The 21,907-nt window shown below is 54.3% G+C and carries 19 protein-coding genes; 13 read left to right on the top strand and 6 right to left on the bottom strand.

Annotated elements, in window-relative coordinates:
- Nucleotide 1: 1 nt before the first annotated feature.
- Both N7578_RS07900 and N7578_RS07895 read right to left on the bottom strand, forming a co-directional pair.
- A complete protein-coding gene (locus N7578_RS07900; RefSeq protein ID WP_311109724.1) occupies nucleotides 2-241 on the bottom strand; it encodes a 4-oxalocrotonate tautomerase family protein in 240 nt (79 codons plus the stop codon).
- Nucleotides 242-264: 23 nt separating this feature from the next.
- Nucleotides 265-978, bottom strand: coding sequence for an SDR family oxidoreductase (locus N7578_RS07895; protein WP_311109723.1), 714 nt, complete (start codon nucleotides 976-978; stop codon nucleotides 265-267).
- Between the two features lie 183 nt (nucleotides 979-1,161).
- On the opposite strand from N7578_RS07895, the gene N7578_RS07890 reads away from it, so the two are divergent.
- From N7578_RS07890 to N7578_RS07875, 4 genes are all read left to right on the top strand, one after another.
- Entirely contained in the window at nucleotides 1,162-2,097 is a 936-nt protein-coding gene (locus N7578_RS07890; protein WP_311109722.1) for a LysR family transcriptional regulator, read from the top strand.
- 149 nt (nucleotides 2,098-2,246) lie between these two features.
- Complete coding sequence (locus tag N7578_RS07885) at nucleotides 2,247-3,020, top strand: amino acid ABC transporter substrate-binding protein (protein ID WP_311109721.1); 774 nt, start codon at nucleotides 2,247-2,249, stop codon at nucleotides 3,018-3,020.
- 86 nt (nucleotides 3,021-3,106) lie between these two features.
- Nucleotides 3,107-3,787 (top strand): amino acid ABC transporter permease, encoded by a 681-nt coding sequence (locus N7578_RS07880; protein ID WP_311109720.1) that lies wholly within the window; start codon nucleotides 3,107-3,109, stop codon nucleotides 3,785-3,787.
- Nucleotides 3,784-4,539 (top strand): amino acid ABC transporter ATP-binding protein, encoded by a 756-nt coding sequence (locus N7578_RS07875; protein ID WP_311109719.1) that lies wholly within the window; start codon nucleotides 3,784-3,786, stop codon nucleotides 4,537-4,539. Before N7578_RS07880 ends, N7578_RS07875 begins: the two co-directional genes overlap by 4 nt.
- Before the next feature lie 217 nt (nucleotides 4,540-4,756).
- Here the strand turns inward: N7578_RS07875 and N7578_RS07870 are convergent, their stop codons facing one another.
- Nucleotides 4,757-5,269 (bottom strand): GrpB family protein, encoded by a 513-nt coding sequence (locus N7578_RS07870; RefSeq protein WP_311109718.1) that lies wholly within the window; start codon nucleotides 5,267-5,269, stop codon nucleotides 4,757-4,759.
- 244 nt (nucleotides 5,270-5,513) lie between these two features.
- The gene (locus tag N7578_RS07865; protein WP_311109717.1) at nucleotides 5,514-7,313 is read right to left on the bottom strand and encodes a DUF4209 domain-containing protein; all 1,800 of its coding nucleotides are present in this window, start codon (nucleotides 7,311-7,313) and stop codon (nucleotides 5,514-5,516) included.
- A gap of 137 nt (nucleotides 7,314-7,450) precedes the next feature.
- Here N7578_RS07865 and N7578_RS07860 point away from each other — a divergent pair, with 137 nt between their 5' ends.
- The gene (locus N7578_RS07860; RefSeq protein ID WP_311110106.1) at nucleotides 7,451-7,684 is read left to right on the top strand and encodes a hypothetical protein; all 234 of its coding nucleotides are present in this window, start codon (nucleotides 7,451-7,453) and stop codon (nucleotides 7,682-7,684) included.
- The gene (locus N7578_RS07855) at nucleotides 7,605-8,498 is read left to right on the top strand and encodes a competence protein CoiA family protein (protein WP_311109716.1); all 894 of its coding nucleotides are present in this window, start codon (nucleotides 7,605-7,607) and stop codon (nucleotides 8,496-8,498) included. Before N7578_RS07860 ends, N7578_RS07855 begins: the two co-directional genes overlap by 80 nt.
- Nucleotides 8,499-8,636: 138 nt before the next feature.
- Here the strand turns inward: N7578_RS07855 and N7578_RS07850 are convergent, their stop codons facing one another.
- On the bottom strand, nucleotides 8,637-10,025 hold the full coding sequence (locus tag N7578_RS07850; protein ID WP_311109715.1) for a hypothetical protein: 1,389 nt from the start codon (nucleotides 10,023-10,025) through the stop codon (nucleotides 8,637-8,639).
- A gap of 248 nt (nucleotides 10,026-10,273) precedes the next feature.
- Nucleotides 10,274-11,161 (bottom strand): alpha/beta hydrolase, encoded by an 888-nt coding sequence (locus N7578_RS07845; RefSeq protein WP_311109714.1) that lies wholly within the window; start codon nucleotides 11,159-11,161, stop codon nucleotides 10,274-10,276.
- A 235-nt stretch (nucleotides 11,162-11,396) separates the two neighbouring features.
- On the opposite strand from N7578_RS07845, the gene N7578_RS07840 reads away from it, so the two are divergent.
- The 7 genes from N7578_RS07840 to N7578_RS07810 all read left to right on the top strand — a co-directional run bounded on the left by N7578_RS07840 (nucleotide 11,397) and on the right by N7578_RS07810 (nucleotide 21,799).
- Entirely contained in the window at nucleotides 11,397-12,242 is an 846-nt protein-coding gene (locus N7578_RS07840; protein ID WP_311109713.1) for an enoyl-CoA hydratase/isomerase family protein, read from the top strand.
- A 27-nt stretch (nucleotides 12,243-12,269) separates the two neighbouring features.
- On the top strand, nucleotides 12,270-12,752 hold the full coding sequence (locus tag N7578_RS07835) for a hypothetical protein (RefSeq protein ID WP_311109712.1): 483 nt from the start codon (nucleotides 12,270-12,272) through the stop codon (nucleotides 12,750-12,752).
- 44 nt (nucleotides 12,753-12,796) lie between these two features.
- Nucleotides 12,797-17,761 (top strand): AAA family ATPase, encoded by a 4,965-nt coding sequence (locus N7578_RS07830; protein WP_311109711.1) that lies wholly within the window; start codon nucleotides 12,797-12,799, stop codon nucleotides 17,759-17,761.
- Nucleotides 17,762-17,770: 9 nt separating this feature from the next.
- Nucleotides 17,771-19,261 (top strand): ATP-binding protein, encoded by a 1,491-nt coding sequence (locus N7578_RS07825; protein ID WP_311109710.1) that lies wholly within the window; start codon nucleotides 17,771-17,773, stop codon nucleotides 19,259-19,261.
- A complete protein-coding gene (locus N7578_RS07820) occupies nucleotides 19,248-19,892 on the top strand; it encodes a response regulator (RefSeq protein WP_311109709.1) in 645 nt (214 codons plus the stop codon). Before N7578_RS07825 ends, N7578_RS07820 begins: the two co-directional genes overlap by 14 nt.
- 102 nt (nucleotides 19,893-19,994) lie before the next feature.
- A complete protein-coding gene (locus N7578_RS07815; protein WP_311109708.1) occupies nucleotides 19,995-20,879 on the top strand; it encodes a helix-turn-helix transcriptional regulator in 885 nt (294 codons plus the stop codon).
- Nucleotides 20,876-21,799 carry an AraC family transcriptional regulator gene (locus N7578_RS07810; RefSeq protein WP_311109707.1) on the top strand — a complete coding sequence of 308 codons (924 nt, stop codon included), beginning with the start codon at nucleotides 20,876-20,878 and terminating at the stop codon, nucleotides 21,797-21,799. Before N7578_RS07815 ends, N7578_RS07810 begins: the two co-directional genes overlap by 4 nt.
- The last annotated feature ends 108 nt before the right edge of the window (nucleotides 21,800-21,907 follow it).

Below are 21,907 nucleotides of genomic sequence, written 5' to 3'. Positions count from 1 at the left end.
CCTATTCCGATTTGGTTGCAGAAGCTTGCTTTCGGTACTCTTCTACGGGAAGCCCTCCGACGCCCCAATTTTCCAACTCAACCTCCTCAATAACGACGAAAGTTGCAGATGGCGGCTTGCCCAGAATATCGAACAAAAGGTCGCTGACGCCTTTGATGAGTTTGGCTTTCTGCTCCGAGGTTGTTTTTGTCTCCCCGGGAGCTGTGCCCTCCCGGGTTACTTCAATTTTCACATAAGGCATGGAAGCCTCCTCTTTATGTCGTGTTACCAGCGACCTGCGTGCTGTCCGCCGTCAACGTGAAGCGTCTCGCCCGTGACAAACTTTGCGTCTTCGAGGTACAGGATCGCTTCGGCAATCTCGTTGATTTCACCCATCCGTCGGACTGGATGCAGATCGGCGAGGAACGCGTGATTTTCTGCTGGGTGCATTGGCGTTTTGATGATGCCAGGCGAAACCGCGTTCACCCGGATACCCTTGGACGCATACTCAATAGCGAGCGAACGTGTTGCGGCATCGAGACCGCCCTTTGTGAGGGATGCCAACACCGACGGTACACCTGCGATCGGCTGATTGACTAAGGATGTGGTGACCTGGACAATATGGCCACCGCCATTTTTCAACATTTCCTTCGCCGCCAACTGACTCACGTAAAAGAAGCCAGCGACGTTCACATTGAGAACGTTTCTGAAGTCTTCCTCAGTGTACTCCGTAAAATCCTTAGCGATGAAAATGCCGGCGTTGTTGATGAGAGTGTCTACGCGACCGAAGCGTTCGATGGCCGTACCAATAACTTTCTCAGCGATCTTTCTGTCACCGATGTCACCGCTAACCGCGACGACGCCTTCGTCGCTCGAAGCTGCGATCTTTCGTGAGTTTGCGACAACTGCATATCCGCGCTTGCGGTAAGCACTAACGATCTCTGCACCGATACCCTGGGATGCGCCTGTGATAACGGCTACTTTCTGCTGCTGGCTCATGGTCTTTCTTTCTGAGTACACGGGAGCGCAGACACGAAACAACGTGCCCCGCTTTCCGCTGGGAGGATGTTTGGAAATGTGGCGGCGGGCTCCATTGCCTCGCCTGTTAGATATCTATTATGTTGCTTGAAGCGGTTGAATATCGACCACTTGCAAATCAGTATTCCGAGTTGAGGAAGAATAATGGATCGCATCGAAGCGATGAAAGTGTTCGTCTGTGCCCTTGATGAAGGCAGCCTCGCAGCAGCGGGACGGAAGCTTAATCGATCTCCCGCAGCCGTTACGCGTGCTATCAGCTTTTTGGAAAGCCATGTTGGTGTACAGCTTCTACATCGCACCACCCGCACCATTCGGCTTAGCGAGGCTGGTGAGCGATATGCGTCGGCATGCCGTCGAGTTCTCACTGATCTTGAAGAGGCTGACCTTCTTGCGGCAGGGGAAACAAAAGCCCCTCGTGGGACGCTGACGGTCACCGCGCCATTGATAAGCGGCGTGTCAATCGTCCGACCAATCCTCGACGCGTTTCTGCAAGACTATCCAGAGGTCAACGCAAAGCTCCTGCTCCTCGATAGAACAGTCAGCTTGGTCGATGAAGGAATAGACGTAGGTCTACGCATCGCACACCTTACGGACTCAACGATGATCGGAATCAGATTGGGCGAAGTCCGTCGAGTGCTTTGTGCCTCGCCGTCCTATCTGTCATCCAATCCTCCAATCGAAACACCCGCGGACCTGGCAAATCACCGCTGTGTTGCGCTTGCACAATTCGGTCAAGAAAGCTGGAGCTTTCCTCCTCGCGACGGCGGCACAGCTCAGCGTCTGGTCCACATCCGCCCAAGGCTGACGATAAATGGTGTTGCGGGCGTCATAGCGTCCGCATTGGAGGGAAATGGCGTCACCCGTGTCTTCAGTTACCAGATTGCGGAGTACGTGCGACGCGGCGAGCTCGCGATCGTCTTACCCGACGACGAGCCGCCTCCGTTGCCTGTTCACATCGTAGCCCCTGAAGGGCGACTTTCGGTCCCAAAGGTCCGAGCTTTTGTAGATTTCGCGGTTCCGCTTCTCAGGAAGGAATTCGGCGAGCGCTCTCAAATATGCTCGGCTCCAGCAACCCGCTAAGTGTGCGGTGCCCCGCTTTGAATTGGGGTCGCTCAATGCGGAGAAAAATATTCTAATTGGATGCGGATTTTTACTTTTCTTTGTCGTGCGAATGGCCTCACCTCACCCTATATGCCAGTCCATTCGAAATCCTCTAAAGGAACCCGGACATGGGCTGGATAAAAATCATCGCGACTGCGGCTGCACTTCAGGCATTAGCTTTTTCTCCGTCGATGGCGGGCGAAAACCTAGACCAGGTCAAGTCGGCTGGCGTCATCAAGATCGGGACCGAAGGCACCTACGCTCCATTTACGTTCCATGACTCTTCCAACAAGCTCGTTGGGTTCGACGTTGAGATCGGCGAAGCCGTAGCAAAGAAACTCGGAGTTAAAGCCGAATTTATCGAAGGCAAATGGGACGGGCTGATCGCAGGTCTCGATGCGAAGCGATACGACGCCGTTATCAACCAGGTCGGCATCACGGATGCACGTAAACAGAAGTACGCGTTTTCCGAGCCGTATATTGCCTCGAAAGCTGTCCTGATCGTGCGTGATGATAATACGGACATCAAAGGCTTTGAGGACCTGAAAGGCAAGAAGTCTGCACAGTCCCTTACGAGCAACTTCGGAAAGCTTGCCGAGGCAGCTGGAGCCGAGTTGGTTGGCACAGATGGTTTCGATCAGTCTATCCAACTGGTTCTTACCCGCCGCGCTGACGCCACAGTGAATGACAGCCTGTCTTTCCTCGACTTCAAGAAGCATCAACCTGATGCTCCCGTGAAGATCGTTGCCGAAAAGTCGGACGCAGACTACTCGGGCATCATCGTTCGAAAGGGGGATGACGATCTCGTCGCTTCAATCAACAAAGCCCTCTCGGACATCAAGACAGACGGGACCTACAAGGCTATTTCCGACAAATACTTCGGACAGGACGTATCCAAGTAAACCTGTCATTCTGCACTCATCTGCGCAGTCACGTTCAATCAGTCGTCCGGTGTTTACGCCGGACGGCTTTGTTTTAGAGGTGTGCTTTGCCCCACTGGCTTCAGTTGATGTTGGATTCATTTCCCACTTTGTTGTGGGCAGGCATCCGCTTCACCATTCCGCTCACACTGCTCTCTTTTGCACTTGGCCTCGCTTTAGGTCTGGTGACTGCTGTTGCTCGGCTATTTGGACCCGCACCGGTCTCGGCGCTCGCCCGTTTTTACGTCTGGATCATTCGTGGCACACCCTTGCTGGTCCAGTTGTTCGTGATCTTCTATGGGCTCCCAAGCATCGGTGTGCTCCTCGATGCTTTTCCTGCGGCGCTAATCGGCTTTACCCTCAACGTCGGAGCTTATACGTCCGAGATCATCCGTGCGGCGATCAGTTCTGTTCCCAAAGGGCAATGGGAGGCGGCATATTCAACCGGAATGAATTGGCAGCAGGCGATGCGCAGGACGATCCTACCGCAGGCTGCAAGGGTATCCGTGCCACCACTTTCGAACACTTTCATTTCGCTCGTCAAGGATACCTCACTTGCTGCGGCGATCACGGTTCCCGAGTTGTTCCAGGCGGCACAGCGTATCGTTGCGACAACGTATGAACCACTCATTCTCTACATCCAGGCTGCACTGATCTATCTCGTATTGAGTTCCGTTCTTTCCGCCTTGCAATCGCGGCTGGAAACCAGGTTCTCCCGCTACGGCGGGCTATTGGAGGCGAACCGATGATTGAGCTCAGCAATATTGAAAAACGGTTTGGAGAAGCGGTGATCCTCAAAGAGGTCTCACTGCAATTTCCGGAGGGAAGCGTCACGGCACTCGTCGGACCTTCCGGTGGTGGCAAGAGCACATTGTTGCGCTGCATCAACCTTTTGGAACAACCTACGTCGGGTTCGGTCAGGGTCGGTTCCGAGGTCCTAGAGTTTCATCCTGGTCGAAAGGCTCGTTGGCAGGATATCCAAAAAATCCGGAAACAAACCGGGATGGTGTTCCAGAATTTCCAGCTCTTTCCACATCGAACGGCCATAGAGAACGTGATGGAAGGCCTTCTTGTCGTCCAAAAATGGACGAAGGAAAAGGCCCGCATCCGAGCCATGGAGTTGCTTACAAAGGTCGGAATGGCGCACAAGGCGGACGCTTGGCCTGCCAATCTCTCCGGTGGGCAACAACAGCGCATTGCAATCGCCAGAGCCTTGGCACCGTCGCCCCAGGTACTCCTTTGCGACGAGCCAACTTCCGCTCTCGACCCTGAGTTGGCTGCAGAGGTGGTGGACGTTCTAGGCCAGCTTGCCAGGGAAGGCACGACTATGGTCATGGCGACGCACGATCTGCGGCTTGCATCGCAGGTATCGAACCAGGTCGTATTCCTAGAGGCTGGCAGAGTGGTGGAAGCAGGCACTCCAGATGAACTTTTCCGTTCTCCCCGGCATGAACGAACCCGTCAGTTCGTTTCATCGATAAGTGCGGCGCAAAGTATGTGATCGAACCACTAAGGCTGAAACATGCCACCGATGAAACTTTTTGAATGGGCGAGCGCGGAGTCGCATGCGTTATCCGCGCTCCAACAACTTTCTCACAGTGCACGGGCCAATCTTTCCATTTCCGCTCCTAGACCTGCGTAAGACTCTTACTCACGATCCGTCAGACCTGTGACTGCTTTCGGGCGCAGAGGGGAAGTCCAGAGTCGGCCCGAAGCGGTCATACCGCGCCTTTCTTTGCCGCACAGACGATCTCGGAAATGAACGCGCTCTTCTCCGAGGTATAACGATCACCATCATACGGGAACTGCTCCGCAAGGCGGCGTTTTAAGGCGGAATATGCCAAGGCCACATCGTCGTGTCGGCGGAGGTAGTTCCGGAAAAGCATCCGCCTTTCGTGGGTCTCGTTTGAGGGCGGACAAAGGTAGACCCTTAACTGGGGTGACGGGCGTTTCCAAAGGAAGGCCCAGACATCGTCGTCGTAGCGATTGCCACGGGGTTCGAAGCCAGCACCAATGAGAAGAGCGCTTGCATCGGGAATGCTTCGAAGCCCCGAAACAACGACATCCACGTCAACTATCGGCTTTGCGGACAATCCTGGCACTGCGGTGCTACCGATATGCTCGACTGCCATCACGCATCCCCCGAGTAGTTTTCTCAAAAGGGCTTCGGTCTCCGTGAAAACATCTGCCCATTTCGGGTCGTAAGAAACAATTTCAACCGAGGTCGGCATAGGGGCATCCATGATCGAGGAAGATCGATTTTGTTTTAGCCTATCCAACCTGTGAATGTCTCCTATTGGCGCGAAGCAGAAGACGGCAACCGGCCCGAAGTGGACCTTCGTAAGGCAGTTCCCGGAAGTCTGAGATGAGGTGGAAGCGCACTGGCGGGTTCTGGGAAATCTTACTGGAAATGCTGGCTTCCACTGGTCATGGAGTTCCGACGACAACGCGCGCGACAGTTCGGGTAGTTTCCCATCAGCCTCCAGCCGCCTTCTTCTTACGGTGGTCGGCTAGTTGATCCCACAGGCCAAGTACAAGAAGAGAATGGATCAGGAGATCACTTATCACTGCATTGATCATACCGCGCTCAAGAGTGCCGTGTGCAATCGAGTTGCGCAGGTTTAGCCCCCGCGGATCGGAGTATATGAGCTTAAAATAGAGCGTCAGATCAGCGCCGAGGATGTCCTTAACGACCTTGTTTCCGAATATGTCACCCATGCCGATAGCGATCTCGCGGTCCGGCATAGTTGGGTGCTTTCTGGTGACGGCTTCACCCAGTTTACCGGTGATGGTGCGGAGTGCACGCTCTACCTGGGGAACCAGCACATGGATTGCTTTCATGTGATCATGAGCGAACCACGCGCCCACGCCTTCGAGTAGGAAACTGGAATCTTCGAACAGACCCGAGCGCTCGGCAAACCCCGCAATCGCATATGGGTCGAGTTCGTGTTTCTCGATCGCTGACTGCAGCGCGCGATGCAGGTATGGTGAAGTCCACTGTACATTTTGCTGGGCATGATGGACTACACGTCCGTCAAGGTCGTCTTCTACGCCTCCAAGCATAGCGGCTTGATGATCTCTCGCCATTATCGCGATGGGAATGAAGTCCATGATCGAACCCCCGCCGTTCTCCCCACTCTTTTTGATCTGGGTCTCTATCTGCGCGACCTCAGGCACGAACTGGTTCGCAATCCTCGCGAAGGTATGCAGCGGATTGTCTGTGACCACCGTGGAGACGAATGCCTCCATTTCCTCCTTCGTGATTGTTTGAGTCGTTTCAAACGACTGCATTTCCTCACGAGACGCTTCGATCGCCTTTGTCCGCGCGATCCTCGCTCGCTTCGCATCCTCTTGCTTGCCGGCATCAAGATAGACGTTCTCGGCGCTTTGAAGCAACGAAGACGCGCGCAGGTTGTCTCCGAGAGCGGCGGAGTGCTCGAAAGCCCTACCCACTGTCTCCTGAAGCCGGACCACGTCCGGTCGGCTGCCGACGCGATTATAGTATGCCTTCAGCCGTTCAGAGACGCTCTCAAGCTGGAAAGGGTCAAACTTTTCAGGGTTCGCAGTGTCTGCGTATTCGGCCGCTAGCCCCTCTAGGCTCTGGGAAAGATAGGCACGCCTATCATCGGTCAATGCCTTATCCGAAATCAGGCGGTCGTAGGTTTTCCACCACCATCCCTCTCCCGCCACGGCTTTATCATGAAGCTGCAATAGCATGACGATCGCTGCCTCGGATCGGTCGTTGTCCCGTATTTGCCGAGCGATATCAAGTGCTCGGCTGGCCGACGCGATCTGCTCATGAAACTCTGTGACGAGACCGCTTGACAGGCCCTCAAGATATGCATCAACGGCAGCGACAGCATGACGAAAATCCGGCTTAGCATTGCCGACCGTTCTCGCAAGCTCCCAGCATAGGTCCGCATAGCGAGCCTGCAGCCCTGGGTGCTTGAACTGACCGACACGGCTGACCCAATGCTGGAAGATGGCTTCGTCGACCTGGTCGACGGCCGGCGCGAATCCCTTCTTCCCGTCGATGCTGATCCATGAACCGAATGGGCCGAAGTAAGAATGCCACGGCTCTAGGCCCCACGCTTCAGTCGTCAGCGTCCATGCGACGAGTTCTGCAAAGGCACCGGCGTTTAGGTCGGCGTCGAGATCATTCCCGAGCGCCGCGCGAGCCTTCGTCAATTCTGTCTGAAAATAATGAGATGGAAGCGGCTCCTGTCGTTTTTCCACATCTGCGATAATGTTCTCGAACTCTAGCGGTACCTTCATCTATTCCTCCGAAGTCATAGCTTTATGGATAGAGGAAATCGAAATTTCTCGCTGCTCAAATGTCCTATGGACGAGGGGCAGTTTTAGAGAAGTCACTACCGTTTTTGGAACGTCCGTGATGAGGTTGAGAGGCGACTATGATCGAGGTGTGCGGCTACGTCCGCTATTGGCGCTTTGTTGCCGTCAATGCTGCAACGGTACCGCGCCTAGTAGAAAACTACAGTCGAGCTTTATCGACTGAGTCGCAGCAATCACTTCGTGCGGAAGTGACCTTCCCCACCCCCCCAAAAAATGTTGCCGAAACGCAACTTTTGCCGCAGGAATTGTGGCAAAACACCTATGCATTTAGTGACAGCAAACCGCGTTTATGACGACGACGGTCTTTACATCGAGAAAGACCGTCGCGAACCTCTCGGCAGCATTCTAGTGAGTGGGGGAGACGTCATGAAATTGAGGTACGCATTAGTAGATGGGGAACGCCAAGAGGCGCAACCAAAACTCCGCGGCAGTTGCCCGAACTGTGGAATGGACGTCATCGCCAAGTGCGGCCAATTCCGGATATGGCACTGGTCGCATAAACAAAAGCTGGAGTGCGATCACTGGTGGGAACCAGAAACTGAATGGCATCGGAAGTGGAAATGCTTGTTTCCCGATGTCTGGCAAGAAGTTATCCATGTTGACGATGACGGCGAGCGTCATATTGCCGACGTGAAGAATGATAGAGGCCTGGTCATAGAGCTTCAACACTCCCCAATTTCTGCTGAGGAACGACTTTCTCGCGAGATTTTCTACAAGCAAATGGTTTGGGTCGTGGACGGCCTCCGATACAAACTCGATCTCGAAGCCTTCCGGTCGGCGGTCGAGTTCGCCACCATTCTAAGAGATGACCCGCTCTATCTGTACCCGCGCCGGAAGTCCGGAATATTCCGTCGTTGGGCTCCGCTACGAACCCTTGTATTCATCGATTTCGGAGATGAACAGTTTCAAGTGGCGGGCTGTACTCTGCCCGAACCTGTCCTGTGGCTATTCTTGCTACACCCAGTGACGAACGACGTGGTGATCGCAGGAGTGACGCGCGCCAGCTTTATAGATTACTGTCTAAATGGGGGCCAGCTGCGGCATCTGACGCTCTTGCGACGCGCTATACCCGTCCCCCGGCCTCGATACGTCCGCCGCTATCGTTAGCGCCAACTTCGATGCGCATGCGCACCTTGAGCCTATCAAAACTGGAGACGTGACGAGCAAACTCGAATCCTATTGCAAATATGAACAGCCGGTCACAGCTCAGTTAGCAGACGATGCGGTGCGCGTCTGAATTTTCTGTCACAGCTTGAAGCAGAAGCGGTTCCGCGTCTCGCTGTTGAGCGCGCAAAGCGTATATCCGTCGTCCGAGTAAGGAATAGACGGCTTGCCGTTTATCGTGAAGATATCGCCATCGCGCGCAAGAATGGTCTTGTTGCCCGTGGGCCATAGGAATTCGTAGCGGTCGGATCGCCGATTTTCTACGATCACATTGATGTTTAGAGTAGCTTCACAGGGTTCGATCTCCCTTTCGCCGCTGGTACTGAAGACCGCGCACGTGGCGGACACTCTCGCACCTATTATCGCCTTAGGCGACGTGACATCCTCACTTGCCGCTGCTCCACCGAGTTCTTTCAGCGTAAGGCCGGGCCGATATGAAGCGAGTTGGTTGATCCCCCAACTCCGATCGGCGAAATTATCTACAGTGCATGCTCCCTGCCCCAACAGGACGTTATACATCCCGTTGTAACCGCAGCCCTGCAGGCCGTTTCTATTTATCGCGATCACGCATCCCGCTTCGGAATACCCGGCATCGCTACTCGTCACCGAATAGTACCCGGTGCCATCTGAGGTCTTCAGGAGTTTGACGACAGACTCGTCCTGAGTGACGGGTTTCCTGAATTTCCGTACATCGACGGGGTCCTTCATCAGGCCCACTTGCCAATGGAAGGAATTCTCGCACGCGTAGTACGCGCGTTCTTCGGGTGGGGTGGATTGTTTAGGAAGGCCGATAAGCTCGATTTCGAAGCGGCCGGCTTTCTCGACGGTATCGATGTAGAAGAAATTGTTTCCGATATGCCGGAGCATCTCCTGTATTAAATCAGGGCGCATCATCGTCGAATTCGACCAAGGGACCAGATTGTTGGAGAGCAACAGGATCTTGCTCATGTCTTCCAAGGCAACGTCATGAGCGACGGCCAGCGCTTTAGTACTGATCAGGCTCTCTTCCGTCAGGGCGAGAAACGGGCGATGGAATCCGAGCTTACCGGTGATGTGGAGCTTACGATTGACGAAGGTCACCTCGGGTCCCTGTGCAATTCCCATCATGAACATGATGGCACACATGGAGTAGCATTCCGCACCTTCGTCAATTACCGTGCCAACGCCATTCTTATAGAAGAATTCAGCTATTTTAACGCCCTCTGTGACGTTCCCTCCCGGACTGTTTAGGCAGATTGTGTCGCGCGCCGAACTCTCGCCATTGAAACCAAGAAACTCCTTGGCAGCGATTTCGACCAGGCGGGAAAAATCGCCTGAGACAATCTCTCCTTCTAGTGAGAGAACACAGGTCTCTTTAGTGGATTTCGTTATATCGGCACTGGAGGCTGCGCCTGCCTGTAAGAGTACCAGACCGACAATGGCCATCAACGGCAAACAAATTTGCCACGATGGACTGTGCAGTTTCCCCATCTGCCCCTCCTGTAAGATTCACGTCATGGATACAGCTCGATCCCCTCGGACTGATCACCCCGAACCTCTGTTCCTTCTGCCTTACTTCCTACGTCATTGCAGTGAAGTTTCGGTTTATTGGTTGGGTCCTGTATTCAGGCTTTTCCCAACAGTGATCGATGAAAAACGCCAGAATAGCGAGTTGGCTCCCAAATAAAAAACAGCGCCAGACCTACTAGCGCTGTTTCTCTCGTTATCCGAAGCAGCCGTTAATTCCTCAACGTGCGGCCAAGGAAGTCCTGGATCAAGGGAATGATTTCGTCCGCACGATCCTCGAGCGCAAAGTGTCCACTATCGATGAGGTGGAACTCTGCCTTCGGCAGGTCGCGTTTGAATGCCTCGGCACCGGGTGCCGGGAAGATAACGTCGTTCTTGCCCCATACGATGAGGGTCGGCGGCTGACGATCGCGGAAGAACTGCTGAAACTTGGGATAGAGCGCGACGTTGTTCTGATAGTCATAGAACAAGTCGAGCTGGATTTCGATATTGCCTGGTCGATCCAGAAACTGCTGATCATAGAGCCAGTTCGACGGATCAATTCGGGTCTGGTCAGAAACGCCGTCAAGATACTGGAACTTCGTCACGTCGAGAGACATGAGCGGACGCAGTGCATCACGAGCTTCCTGCGAATTCGTCGCCCAGTATGCCTTGAGTTGATCCCAGAAGGGAGAAAGGCCTTCCTCGTATGCGTTTCCGTTTTGAACGATCAAGCCCGTCACTCGCTCGGGATGACGAAGCGCCAGTCGGAAGCCAGTCGGCGCACCGTAATCCATAACGTAGATCGTATACGAAGAAACACCGAGTTTTGTAACGAGACCGTCAACCACTTCGGCAAACCGCTCGAACGTATACTTGAATTCTGTATGGCTCGGCATTGCACTCAAGCCGAAGCCGGGCAGATCGGGAGCAATAACGTGATAGTCGTTTGCCAGGGCCGGAATGAGATTGCGGAACATGTGGGATGAGGTCGGGAAACCGTGGAGCAACAGCACTGTCGGTGCATCCGCCCTGCCCGCTTCGCGGTAGAAAATTTCAAGGCCGTCGACTTCGGTGGTCTTGTGGTGAATTGCGGGGAAAGCGTAGCGGGCGTTAGTCATCATCATCTCCTTCTGGGGTTGTGAACGAAAGCTCGTTCGATGACCATAAGCTAGATCATTCCCAATTTCGTCGGAATTGCCTCATTCTGAAACTCAATATTGCACATAACGGAATGATTGCTCGAATTTCGGAAGAATTGTGCCGACATTCAAAGGTTGGCCCGTGGGTTCAATAGATTGGCATCGAAGAGCCTATCTTGTCGTTCAACGCCAAACGATCCCAAGGACGACAGCTATGACCGCCCAGAAAGGCCTCCCAGATTACAAGCAGCTCCAAGTAAAAGTTCACTCTCCTGAATACTGGGAAGTAAACCTGAACAATCCGCCTCTGAACATCATGGGACCCGAGATGGTACGTGAATTCTCAGACGTGGTGACGAGGTTGGAGAGCGACCCCAGCGTAAAGGTTGTCGTCATCGGTAGCACGAGCCCTGACTATTTCATGGCGCACTATGATGTGCTCCGTGATCCCTCTGAATCGATCAACATGAAGCCAGGCCCCACCGGGATGCATCCAGTCCCTGATTCATTTGTTCGCTTGAGCAAACTTCCAGTCGTCTCCATCGCTTCAATACGGGGTCGTGCAACGGGTTCCGGTAGTGAAATCGCCCTAGCCTGCGACATCCGCTTTGCGAGCAGAGAGCGAGCTGTGTTGTCGCACTGGGAGGTCGGGGCAGGATTTGTGCCTGGCGGCGGTCCGATGGCTCGTATGCCTCGCCTTATGGGACGTGGAAGGGCATTGGAAGTCCTGCTGGGAGCGGACGACATCGACGGCAACCTTGCTGAACTCTATGGCTACGTAAACCGCGCTATTCCCGACGTTGATCTGGACGAATTTGTTGATCGGTTTGCCCGACGGATCGCGTCCTTCGACCGCGAAGCACTGGCGGTGACGAAGCGCTTCGTGGACGAAGCAAGCCTGCCACCAGACACCGAAATGCAACCAGCCTGGGATGCATTCGTAGGAAGTGTCGGGAAACCGTTCGCTCAGAAGAGACTCGCGGAATTCGTCGGGCTGGGCCTGCAAAAAGATAGCGATATTGAGAAGCGGTTGGGTTTCTACGTCGGACCTAAAAGCTAACTCCGCATCCAACCGGAATTCGGCTTAATGGGTGAACCGATCATGACTGCAAGTTTCGACTGCAATTCCACCGTGGCTGACGCCCTCCCACACATCCGAGCCATCGCCACCATCATGTCTGGCAGTCGGGAAAGAGCGGACATCTTGATTGAACATGCGTTGTCACGCTTTGCCGCTCCGTCGCGGGAACGCTTCGGAAGTTACGGTCTGCTTTCTGAGTTGATCGATCTCGCCCGTGTAGATGAAGCTAACCGTCGAGAGACAGTCAATAAGAACGAAGAACCGTGCATGTCCCTGCTACACTCACTCCCGTTTTCCGATCGTCTGGCGTTCGTGCTCGTGGAAATCGTCGGATTCTCACCTGTTGCCGCATCTCATCTCTGCAGGAAGATGGCCCACGAAGTTCAGCGTTCTGCCAGTGACGCCGCATACTTCCTCAGTAGGCACCACGATGATCACGGTCGACGCGTTGCCAACTCAAAAACACCGGAATATGAATTTCGGTCATAGGGAAGAACTGCCGCGATTTGGCGTGGCAGGCGTTAGGATTTGCCATGGTGAGTTTCGGCCGCGAGTTCCAATCCGAGATCATCCCCCTGCGCTCCGATGCCGACACGTCTCTTTTGCGTGTGGCCGCTGACGGTCAGAGTTACCTCGCCCTCCTGGGCGAGGTCAAAGTCGCGCACGAACTCCCTGAGGCAACAACCGAAGAAACCAATGGGTCTATGCGGGAATTACTGATGCTATCAGGATGCCCTGCTGTCATAGGGCCTGTCGAAATCAATGGGAGCGTCGGTGTTCTACTTGAGGATTTCGGTGGGCTACCTCTTGAGATTTCAGGGAGCAACTCTCGTTCCCTCGACTCGTTCCTCCAGACGTCCCTCGCGATTTGTCAGGCGCTCCTTCGCCTTCATGAAAACAATTTGGTGCACGGCGACATCCGACCTGCAAATATAATGATCCAGGGCCAAGACATCGCCTACCTTATTGCATCGAACACGGCGTTTCAGATGATCAAACGACCTGTTCCCCGGGAAAGTGACGTCCTCGCTCAATCACGCCTTCCGTATTTGTCTCCGGAGGCCACGGGACGGTTGGACCGCTTGCCAGACATGCGCAGTGATCTCTACTCCCTTGGCGTAACGCTCTATGAGTTCCTGACTGGGAAACTGCCGTTCGCAGCGAAGACCGCAGCTGACTGGATACACAGCCATCTTGCCCGGCCACCGCTTCCCCCAGGTAGATGGACGACCAACATTCCCAGTGCCATCGCATCGGTCCTAATGAAGCTGTTGGCGAAGGCTGCGGAAGAACGATACCAAACGCTCCAAGGACTTATAGACGACCTCGAATTTTGTCGTTCCGAGCTTGCTCGACATGGTCGCATCGAACTAGCCGAGTTGGGTCGGACTGACGCGCGCGGGACGTTGGTAATTCCTGATCAACTCTACGGCCGCGAGCCAGAACTACTCCGGCTCTCCCAAGCTTACGACAGGATCGCACTAAGCGGAAAGTCTGAGGTCGTTCTTATCTCAGGTCTTTCTGGTGTCGGCAAATCAGCACTTGTTGGAGAATTTCATCGCCGCCTCAACTCGGACGTGGGCCTTTTTGCCGAGGGAAAGTTCGACCAGATCAATCGTCAGGTTCCACTTGCAACACTCGTCCAAGCCTTCCGTGGATTGGTGACGAATTTGCCGCCTCGAAAGCGCCTTGGACAGCACGAGATCACCGAAACGGTGAAGGGAGCACTCGGCCCCAACGGAAAGCTGATCTCGTCGCTGATCCCGGAACTCGAGCGATTGATTGGTCCGCAAGCGGAGGTCCCGAGCCTACCGCCCAGTGAGGCTCAAAATCGCTTTCAGTACGTCCTTCAGCGCTTTGCGGGAGCGTTCTCATCACCTGGCCATCCCCTCGTGTTGTTTTTGGACGACCTTCAATGGGCCGACCATGCGACATTGGATTTCCTCCGGCGAACCCTTGAATCCCAAACGCTAAGGCACACGCTGATTATTGGCGCGTTCCGTACGAATGAGGTTCACGACACCCACCCTTTGCAGCTGTGGCTCGATTCAGTGGACAAGACGGACATAACGGTGCCAGTCATTGAGCTGGAGTCCCTATCGAATGATGATGTGCTTCATCTGGTATCTGATAGCCTTGGCGTAAGCGGAAACGACGTTTTGCCGCTTGCGGGCCTTCTTTTCGAGCGTGCTGGGGGAAATCCACTGTTTACCACGCAGCTTCTGGTCGCGCTCGTGCAAGATGGGAGGGTCGCTTTCAATACGGATACGAGGAACTGGGATTGGCGTCGTGACGCAATAGAGAATAGTTCCTCTGAAGATGTCATGGCACTTTTGGCGGGAAAGCTCGTCCGTCTAAGCGACACCGCCAACGACGTCGTATCCGCAATGGCACTGCTCGGAAACATGGTGTGTGTACAATTGCTCCGCACGGTCACCGGGCTCGCACTAGAACCGTATCAATCGGCGATAGATGAGGCGGTTCAAGCTGGTCTCATACTGCGCCGAGATCAAGGCGTGATCTTCGTACATGACCGTGTTCAGGAAGCAGCATACGTCGCCCCGGGAGAAGAGCGGCGGACAGCCATGCACCTGAAAATTGCCAGGCGAATGGTGGCAGAATTGTCCGACGCGGAGCTCCAGACGCGTGTGTTCACGTTGGCACAGCAGTACAATCGAGCGGGAAGCCTGCTGGAAGACGATGACGAACGTCTCAAGGTAGCGCGTTTCAATCTGCAGGCTGGCCAACGAGCAGAGGAGTCTTCCGCATTCGCCTCTGCATTGGCGTATTTCGAACATGGAAGTGGTCAGGCAAGACTCGTTGCGACACCGGAGGCTAAATCACTCGAATTCGAGTTCGAAATCAATATTGCAGACTGCGAGTTCGTCCTTGGTCGAACACAAGATGCAGAACTGCGGTTGCAGGCATTGAGGCAAAGAATTCTCGACACGCCTCAGCTTGCTCGAGTGACGTGGTCTCAGATCACCCTCTACACGGCCAAGGGAGAGCTATCGCTCGCGATCGAACTCTGCCTCGATTACCTCCGGCACGAAGGCATTAATTGGTCAGCGACGCCGACATGGGAAGACGTACTGAGCGAATATCGCGAGATTGAGACCGAAATTAGTGACAGGGCCATCGAACAGCGAACAACGCTACCGAAAGTCACATCTGAACAATTGCCAATTCTGGATGTGCTTGGTGCGGTTCTGCCGCCGGCATTTTTCTCAAACCAAAATCTCGTATGTCTCGTCCTATGCCGTATGGCGAACATCAGCAGGGCGTCTGGAAACACGCCTGCATCCCCGTTGGGTTATACCTACCTTGGAATGGTCCTGGGGCCAATGTTTGGGAATTATGCGGCTGGCTACCGTTTTGGGAAACTAGGTCTTGATCTATCGGAAGACCCGGAATTATCAAGATTCCGAGGGCGCGTCTTGATGACATTTTCCTACCATGTTCTGCCGTACTCCGAGCCTATCCGCTCTGGTCGGGAACTGCACCGTCAGGCGCTCACTTCGTCGCATGAGTCCGGGGACCTGACCTATGCCGGATTTAGCACCTGTACGACAATCAGCAGCATGCTCATGACCGGAGACCAGCTTGGTTCTGTCGAGCGCCGCGCGAACGTTGGTCTGGAGTTCGTCAAGCAATTGGGTTTCGGGCTAATCGCAGACATCGTGACGAGCCAGATGATGCTTGTACGCAGTCTGCAGGGGCTGACCTTTTCTCTCGACACATTCGACGATGGCGATTTTGACGAGGTGGCCTTCGAACAAAGGATCACGACCGTACCCGGATTAGAAATAGCGGCCTGTTGGCATTGGATTCGGCGGATGGAGGCGGCAGTGTTTGCGGGTGACTATCCAGAGGCGATAGAGTTTGCTGCGAAGGCTAGACCGCTATTATGGACAACTGCTGGACACCTAGAATTCGTTGAGAATGCGTTCTTCGAATGCATCGCTCTTGCCAGAACGCTGTCGCTGGAAACGGGTGACTACGTCGACGAGGTTCAAAGGCTTCGGACCCATGTGGCGTCACTCAACAATTGGTGCATCAATTGTCCGGAAAACTTCGAGGCGCAATCCGAGCTCGCGCAGGCCGAACTCGCGAGGTTAGAACAGAGGCAGATTGACGCGTTTCGTCACTACGAGAACGCCATCGCGGCAGCCGAGCAAAACCACCTCCCCCACATTGAGGCTCTCGCCAACGAACTCGCTTCTGGATACTGCGATCAACTTGGGCTTCGCACAATAGGTAGTGCTCATCGAGATAGAGCCTACAACGCATACCGTCGGTGGGGAGCTGGTGGGAAACTGCGCGACATGGAGATAAAGTACCCCGACCTTGCTACAATTCCTGATCCAACCGTTGTGCCTGGTGCTAGCAGCGGGGTCCCGAGGGAGCTCGACCTTCAGTCGCTGGTTAGATCATCCGCCAGCGTCGCCGGCGAGGCTGTTCAATCCAGAATGGTGAGGACCCTTTTGTCGATTGCGCTGGAGAATGCTGGGGCGCAGCGTGCGCTACTGATAATGCCCAAGCAACATGGAATGTGGATCGAAGCCGAAGCTGTTGCAGACGCAGAACATATCGACGTGGCATTCCGTCGAGAACAGTTGAAAGACAGCGATATTTCGATGCCTCGCCTGCGTGACGCCTTTCGGACACAGGAGCCAATCTTGTTGGACGGCGAGGCAATAGAGCATGCAGGTGTCAGCGATCAAACCACATTCACCTCTGGCCTTATCGTTCCCCTCGTAGCGCGTGGAAAATCAGTTGGCCTCATTCTCCTTGAAAACCGCTTGCATCAGGGAGCATTTTCTCCGGCGCGCATCGCGGTACTGAAACTAATTGCAGCGCAGGCGGCCATCTCACTTGAAAATGCGTCACTCGACGAAAAGGAGTCCCTCCTTCGTGAGGTTCATCACCGCGTAAAAAACAATCTCCAGCTCATCAGCAGCCTCCTCAACCTTCAAGCTTCCAGGATGACTGACCCAAAAATGGCGGAGTTGCTGCAAGACAGCCGAAACCGCGTCCGTTCGATGGCTCTTGTCCACGAGAACCTTTATCGCGCAGGCAACTTTGCCCGAATAGCGATGGCGAACCACTTGAATACGCTCTGTGCCCACCTGCTTCGTGCGTATGGGACACGTGAAAAATCTATTAGCTTGAATGTTCACGTCGATGAGGTTGACCTAAACCTCGACAGCGCTGTCTCTTGCGGCCTGATTGTCAACGAACTCGTTTCAAACGCTCTCAAACATGCATTTCCAGAAAGCACCTCGGGTCAGATTGAAGTCATTTTGTCAGTCAAACACCCGACTTACGAGCTGGTGGTTTCTGACGACGGGATCGGCCTAAAAGACGGCTGGAAGGGCAACGAGACACTTGGCCTCCAGCTAGTAACCGATCTCGTTGATCAACTTCGTGGAAGCTTGTCGATTCAATCGGGCAACGGCTCCAAATTCAGTATAACCTTCAACACCACTCAGCATTGAGGAACCATTTTGAGCCAGGCATCCATATTGGTCGTCGAGGATGAGAGGGTCGTCTCTCGCGACATCCAACTACAACTCCAGAATATCGGCTATCGGGTCGCCGGCGCTGCCGTTACTGGCGAAGACGCCATACGGTTGGCTCTCGAAACGAGCCCTGACCTCGTACTGATGGACATCCGCCTTGAAGGAGAAATGGATGGCATACAGGCTGCCGACTCGATCCGGCGACAAGCACGTATTCCTGTCGTTTATCTCACCGCTTACGCCGACGACGAAACCGTAAGGCGCGCAGGTCAATCTGAGCCTTTCGGATATCTGCTCAAGCCGTTCGAGGAAACACAGCTCAAGGCCGCCATCGAAATGGCACTGTACAAACATGCGGCAGAAAAAAAGCTGAGGGAAAGCGAACGGCGTTACGCGACGACGCTGTCCAGTATCGGGGACGCCGTTATCGCAACGGATGAACTCGGCAAGATCACGTTTATGAACCCCGTCGCCGAGGCCTTGACCAAGTGGTCGCTGGCCGAAGCAACCGGACGTCCCGTCGTTGAGATTTTTAGGATCATCAACGAAGACACTAGGCTGACCGTGGAAGACCCGGTCGCCAAGGTCCTCCGACTAGGGACGATAGTAGGCCTGGCAAACCATACGCTTCTGATCGCGAAGGATGGTACCGAAATTCATATCGACGATAGTGGCGCTCCCATTATCGATGACAACGGCGACATTTCGGGTGTGGTGTTGGTTTTCAGAGACATCGGGCACCAGAAAGAGATGGACGATGCGTTGCGCCAAGCTCAGGCGAACCTCGCGTTGGTCGGTCGGCTGTCGCGTCTCGGTGAGTTAGCGGCGTCGATTGCACACGAGGTGAACCAACCGCTGACCGCAATCGTTTCAAACGCGGAAACCTGTCTGCGATACCTTGAACAAGCAAAGGCTGCCGCCGACCGGATGGCACAGAACAGCCATCGAGCCGGGGATGTGGTCCGATCTATACGCGGACTTGCGAGTAAATCGCCCGACAAATTTGTTGAGATTGACCTGAATGAGGTTGTTCAGGAGGTCGTCAGCCTCCTGCGGGGAGAGATACGCCGACATAATGCGGAGGTGGAAACACGCCTCGTCCCAAGTATCCCTCGCGTTTATGGGGATAGAGTTCAACTACAGCAACTCATTCTTAATTTGCTGATGAATGCGATGGAGGCGATGACATCAGCAGAGACTGCCACGCGAAGGATCACGATTTCATCGAAGAATCTTTCTGAGGCAGAGGTTGAGGTTTCGGTGTCCGACACGGGGCCCGGTCTAAATGATTTGGACAATGAGCGGATTTTCGATGCGATGTTCACGACAAAACGCGAGGGAATGGGCCTTGGGTTGGCCATATGTCGGTCCATTGTCGAGGCTCACGGTGGAAAGATTTCCGCGGGCAGTGAGACGGATACCGCGGGGGCAAAATTCGCATTCTCAATTCCGGCTGTGAACGATGCCAAAATCTAGTGACGCTTTAGATTATCCTCGTCAGGTCTATATCGTCGACGACGACGAGGACATCCGGATTGCCCTCCAGGAGCTTCTGCAGTCTGTTGGATTTCGCGTGGAGGCCTATCGCTCCGCGGAGGAATTCCTCGACGAGGTAGACCTGTCGCGGCAGGCCTGTCTGATACTTGACGTCAGGTTGACCGGACAAAGCGGCATCTCACTTCAGAACCACTTGAACAAGATCGGCAACGAAATCCCTATAATATTTATTAGCGGGCATGGGGACATCCCAATGGCCGTGAAGGCAATCAAAGCGGGTGCGGTGGAGTTTCTTACAAAGCCAATCAGACCTCAGGACCTTATAGACGCAATTCACGTGGCGCTCCAACGCGATACTGAACGCCGTCGGGATATGGAAACGGTCGCGCAAGCACGACGGCTCTACGACAGCCTTACGCCACGCGAAAAAGACGTTCTTGCTCTGGTCGTGACCGGGACAGGGAACAAGCAGGCAGCCCACCAACTCGGGATCAGCGAACCGACGGTCAAAGCGCACCGAGGGCAAGTCATGAAAAAGCTTAATCTTCAGACGCTGCCAGAGCTGGTTCGCTTTGCTGACCAACTCGGAGTTCAAAGAACGTCCTACTAACCCCCTACGATCGTAGGGGGTCACCCTTTCTCCTGTCCAATAGATTTGTGAGTTCCCACAATTGTAAATTGTTGGCATAGGCAATTGGATTCGGGGAACGAGATGTCGGTCGAAGGCATCCATATGGAACGGTTTGTTGGCGCGACCCACGTTTCACGCAGGGGTGGGGAACTATCTTCCCGGTCACGCTTCGATGCGGTCCGTTTAACCTCTCCAGGGCTTGGTAGTGAGATGACGAGCCCTATCCCTATCGAGCAGACGTACATTGTCAGCATACAGCTGCAGCGGATCGGCAGACACGAACTCTGGAAGGGCGGCAAGCTCTCGAACTCGCTGCCGTACGAGCGCCACTCAGTAAACATCGTCCACCTTGCCGAAGAGCCTACTATACTACTTCCCGACCCTTTCGATTGTCTGCAACTGCACGTGCCGGAGCATGCGCTCAAGGACTATGCTGAATCAAACCATAGTCACCAAGTCGAAGGTTTTGATATCAAACCCGGCGAAATCAATCTCGTACTGGCGAATTTAGCTCAAGCGCTTGTGCCGGCACTATCCGACAAAACACCGTCATCCGGATTATTCATTGATCAGCTGTTTTTCGCCATGGTTTCGGAGCTCGTCGCCGCGTACGGGCGCAAAGCGTGGCGACCGGCTCACCTGACTTTGTCCCAATCCCAGCTTAGTCTGGCCAAAGAAATGCTGTCGGCAGAGGATGCCAGTAGCCTTGGCCTGGGAGACATCGCTCGAGAATGTGGAATCCCGGTGGAAGCGTTTAGCTCTGCGTTTCGGGCTGCTACCGGATTGACACCCAGCCAATGGGCTCGCCGTTACCGGGTCGAAAAAGTGCAGACCCTGCTTCAGTCGACGACGCTGTCGATGAAGCAAATCGCGAGGCTTTGTGGCTTTGCAGACCAGGCTCACCTAACACGCACATTCAGCACGCTCGTCGGAATGACACCAAGTGCTTGGAGAAGGAATAGATGAACGCCATCACAAGGCAGCACCAACCTGCTGCAGGGGCGCAGATTGCAAAAATTTTCGGCCTGTCGGAGTTTCAGTCGCTTAAAACGACCGGACTGCGTTCATCGCAAATCACCGTAACGCGGCTTTGGACAGACCAAAGCAGCAAGGAGCTTACGCCGACGATTCCGACCGAAAAGGCATCGGTATTCAGTTTCCAGCTGGAAGACCTCAAACATCACGAGCTCTGGAAATTCGGACGCCTCATCTACTCGGGAGGCTTCCAAAAAGATACCCTAAGCATGGTCCATTTGGAGGAAGAGCCACGCGCCTATCTTCCGGTCTCTTATGACTGTCTCCAATTCCATATCCCAGACCTTGTGTTGAAGGAACTGTGCGATCTGGAGTCTTTACCAAGTTTCCAAGGACTAGAGGGCCGTGACGGTCGTATAGACCCGATCGTGACGGGCCTGTGTCGCTCCCTACTCCCCGCTCTGGCTAATCCTGCTTCGGCGGGTCGAATGTTCTTCGACCACGTTGGCATTGCGCTGTGCCGGTACCTTCTAGGTCAATACCGAGGTGCATCGAGGCCTATGGCGCAGGCTGGTTCTCTGACGAGAATCCAGATGAACCGTGTCGAAGAATTCCTCCTAACACATCTCGCGACCGATCTATCGCTCGATGAGGTCGCGGCAGTCTGCGACATGCCGACATTGACCTTCTCTCGCGCTTTTCGCCAGTCTACCGGATTAGCGGTGCATCAATGGCTACGGCTCCAGCGAATTGAGTTCGCGGCAAAACTATTGAGAGAAACCATGCAGAGCATTGCCAGCATCGCTTATGAGTGCGGTTTTACGGACCAAGCGCATCTGACGCGGCTGTTCAGGTCGCGGTTTAACGTTACGCCGGGCGCTTATCGGAAGGCTAAAATCACGCCAACGTGAGAAAACGGTTCCCTGGCGAACCTTTCAGCGCTGCACACCCCATCTTTACCAATTTCATTCAGAGGCCGTAAGCCTCTCTTCGATATCCATCTCCATACGTGTCGAAGA

This window comes from Agrobacterium tumefaciens (assembly GCF_031801495.1).
Taxonomy (GTDB): Bacteria; Pseudomonadota; Alphaproteobacteria; order Rhizobiales; family Rhizobiaceae; genus Agrobacterium; species Agrobacterium tumefaciens_K.
This window is presented reverse-complemented; position numbering and strand designations above follow the sequence as displayed.

What these genes read in the sequence shown, in the direction of transcription:
- N7578_RS07870 (WP_311109718.1), bottom strand. Translation starts at nt 5,269, where the DNA reads ATGCCGACCTCGGTTGAAATTGTTTCTTACGACCCGAAATGGGCAGAT.
- N7578_RS07860 (WP_311110106.1), top strand. Translation starts at nt 7,451, where the DNA reads ATGATCGAGGTGTGCGGCTACGTCCGCTATTGGCGCTTTGTTGCCGTC.
- N7578_RS07890 (WP_311109722.1), top strand. Translation starts at nt 1,162, where the DNA reads ATGGATCGCATCGAAGCGATGAAAGTGTTCGTCTGTGCCCTTGATGAA.
- N7578_RS07815 (WP_311109708.1), top strand. Translation starts at nt 19,995, where the DNA reads ATGTCGGTCGAAGGCATCCATATGGAACGGTTTGTTGGCGCGACCCAC.
- N7578_RS07830 (WP_311109711.1), top strand. Translation starts at nt 12,797, where the DNA reads ATGGTGAGTTTCGGCCGCGAGTTCCAATCCGAGATCATCCCCCTGCGC.
- N7578_RS07835 (WP_311109712.1), top strand. Translation starts at nt 12,270, where the DNA reads ATGGGTGAACCGATCATGACTGCAAGTTTCGACTGCAATTCCACCGTG.
- N7578_RS07845 (WP_311109714.1), bottom strand. Translation starts at nt 11,161, where the DNA reads ATGACTAACGCCCGCTACGCTTTCCCCGCAATTCACCACAAGACCACC.
- N7578_RS07900 (WP_311109724.1), bottom strand. Translation starts at nt 241, where the DNA reads ATGCCTTATGTGAAAATTGAAGTAACCCGGGAGGGCACAGCTCCCGGG.
- N7578_RS07895 (WP_311109723.1), bottom strand. Translation starts at nt 978, where the DNA reads ATGAGCCAGCAGCAGAAAGTAGCCGTTATCACAGGCGCATCCCAGGGT.
- N7578_RS07875 (WP_311109719.1), top strand. Translation starts at nt 3,784, where the DNA reads ATGATTGAGCTCAGCAATATTGAAAAACGGTTTGGAGAAGCGGTGATC.
- N7578_RS07850 (WP_311109715.1), bottom strand. Translation starts at nt 10,025, where the DNA reads ATGGGGAAACTGCACAGTCCATCGTGGCAAATTTGTTTGCCGTTGATG.
- N7578_RS07810 (WP_311109707.1), top strand. Translation starts at nt 20,876, where the DNA reads ATGAACGCCATCACAAGGCAGCACCAACCTGCTGCAGGGGCGCAGATT.
- N7578_RS07885 (WP_311109721.1), top strand. Translation starts at nt 2,247, where the DNA reads ATGGGCTGGATAAAAATCATCGCGACTGCGGCTGCACTTCAGGCATTA.
- N7578_RS07855 (WP_311109716.1), top strand. Translation starts at nt 7,605, where the DNA reads ATGTTGCCGAAACGCAACTTTTGCCGCAGGAATTGTGGCAAAACACCT.
- N7578_RS07865 (WP_311109717.1), bottom strand. Translation starts at nt 7,313, where the DNA reads ATGAAGGTACCGCTAGAGTTCGAGAACATTATCGCAGATGTGGAAAAA.
- N7578_RS07820 (WP_311109709.1), top strand. Translation starts at nt 19,248, where the DNA reads ATGCCAAAATCTAGTGACGCTTTAGATTATCCTCGTCAGGTCTATATC.
- N7578_RS07840 (WP_311109713.1), top strand. Translation starts at nt 11,397, where the DNA reads ATGACCGCCCAGAAAGGCCTCCCAGATTACAAGCAGCTCCAAGTAAAA.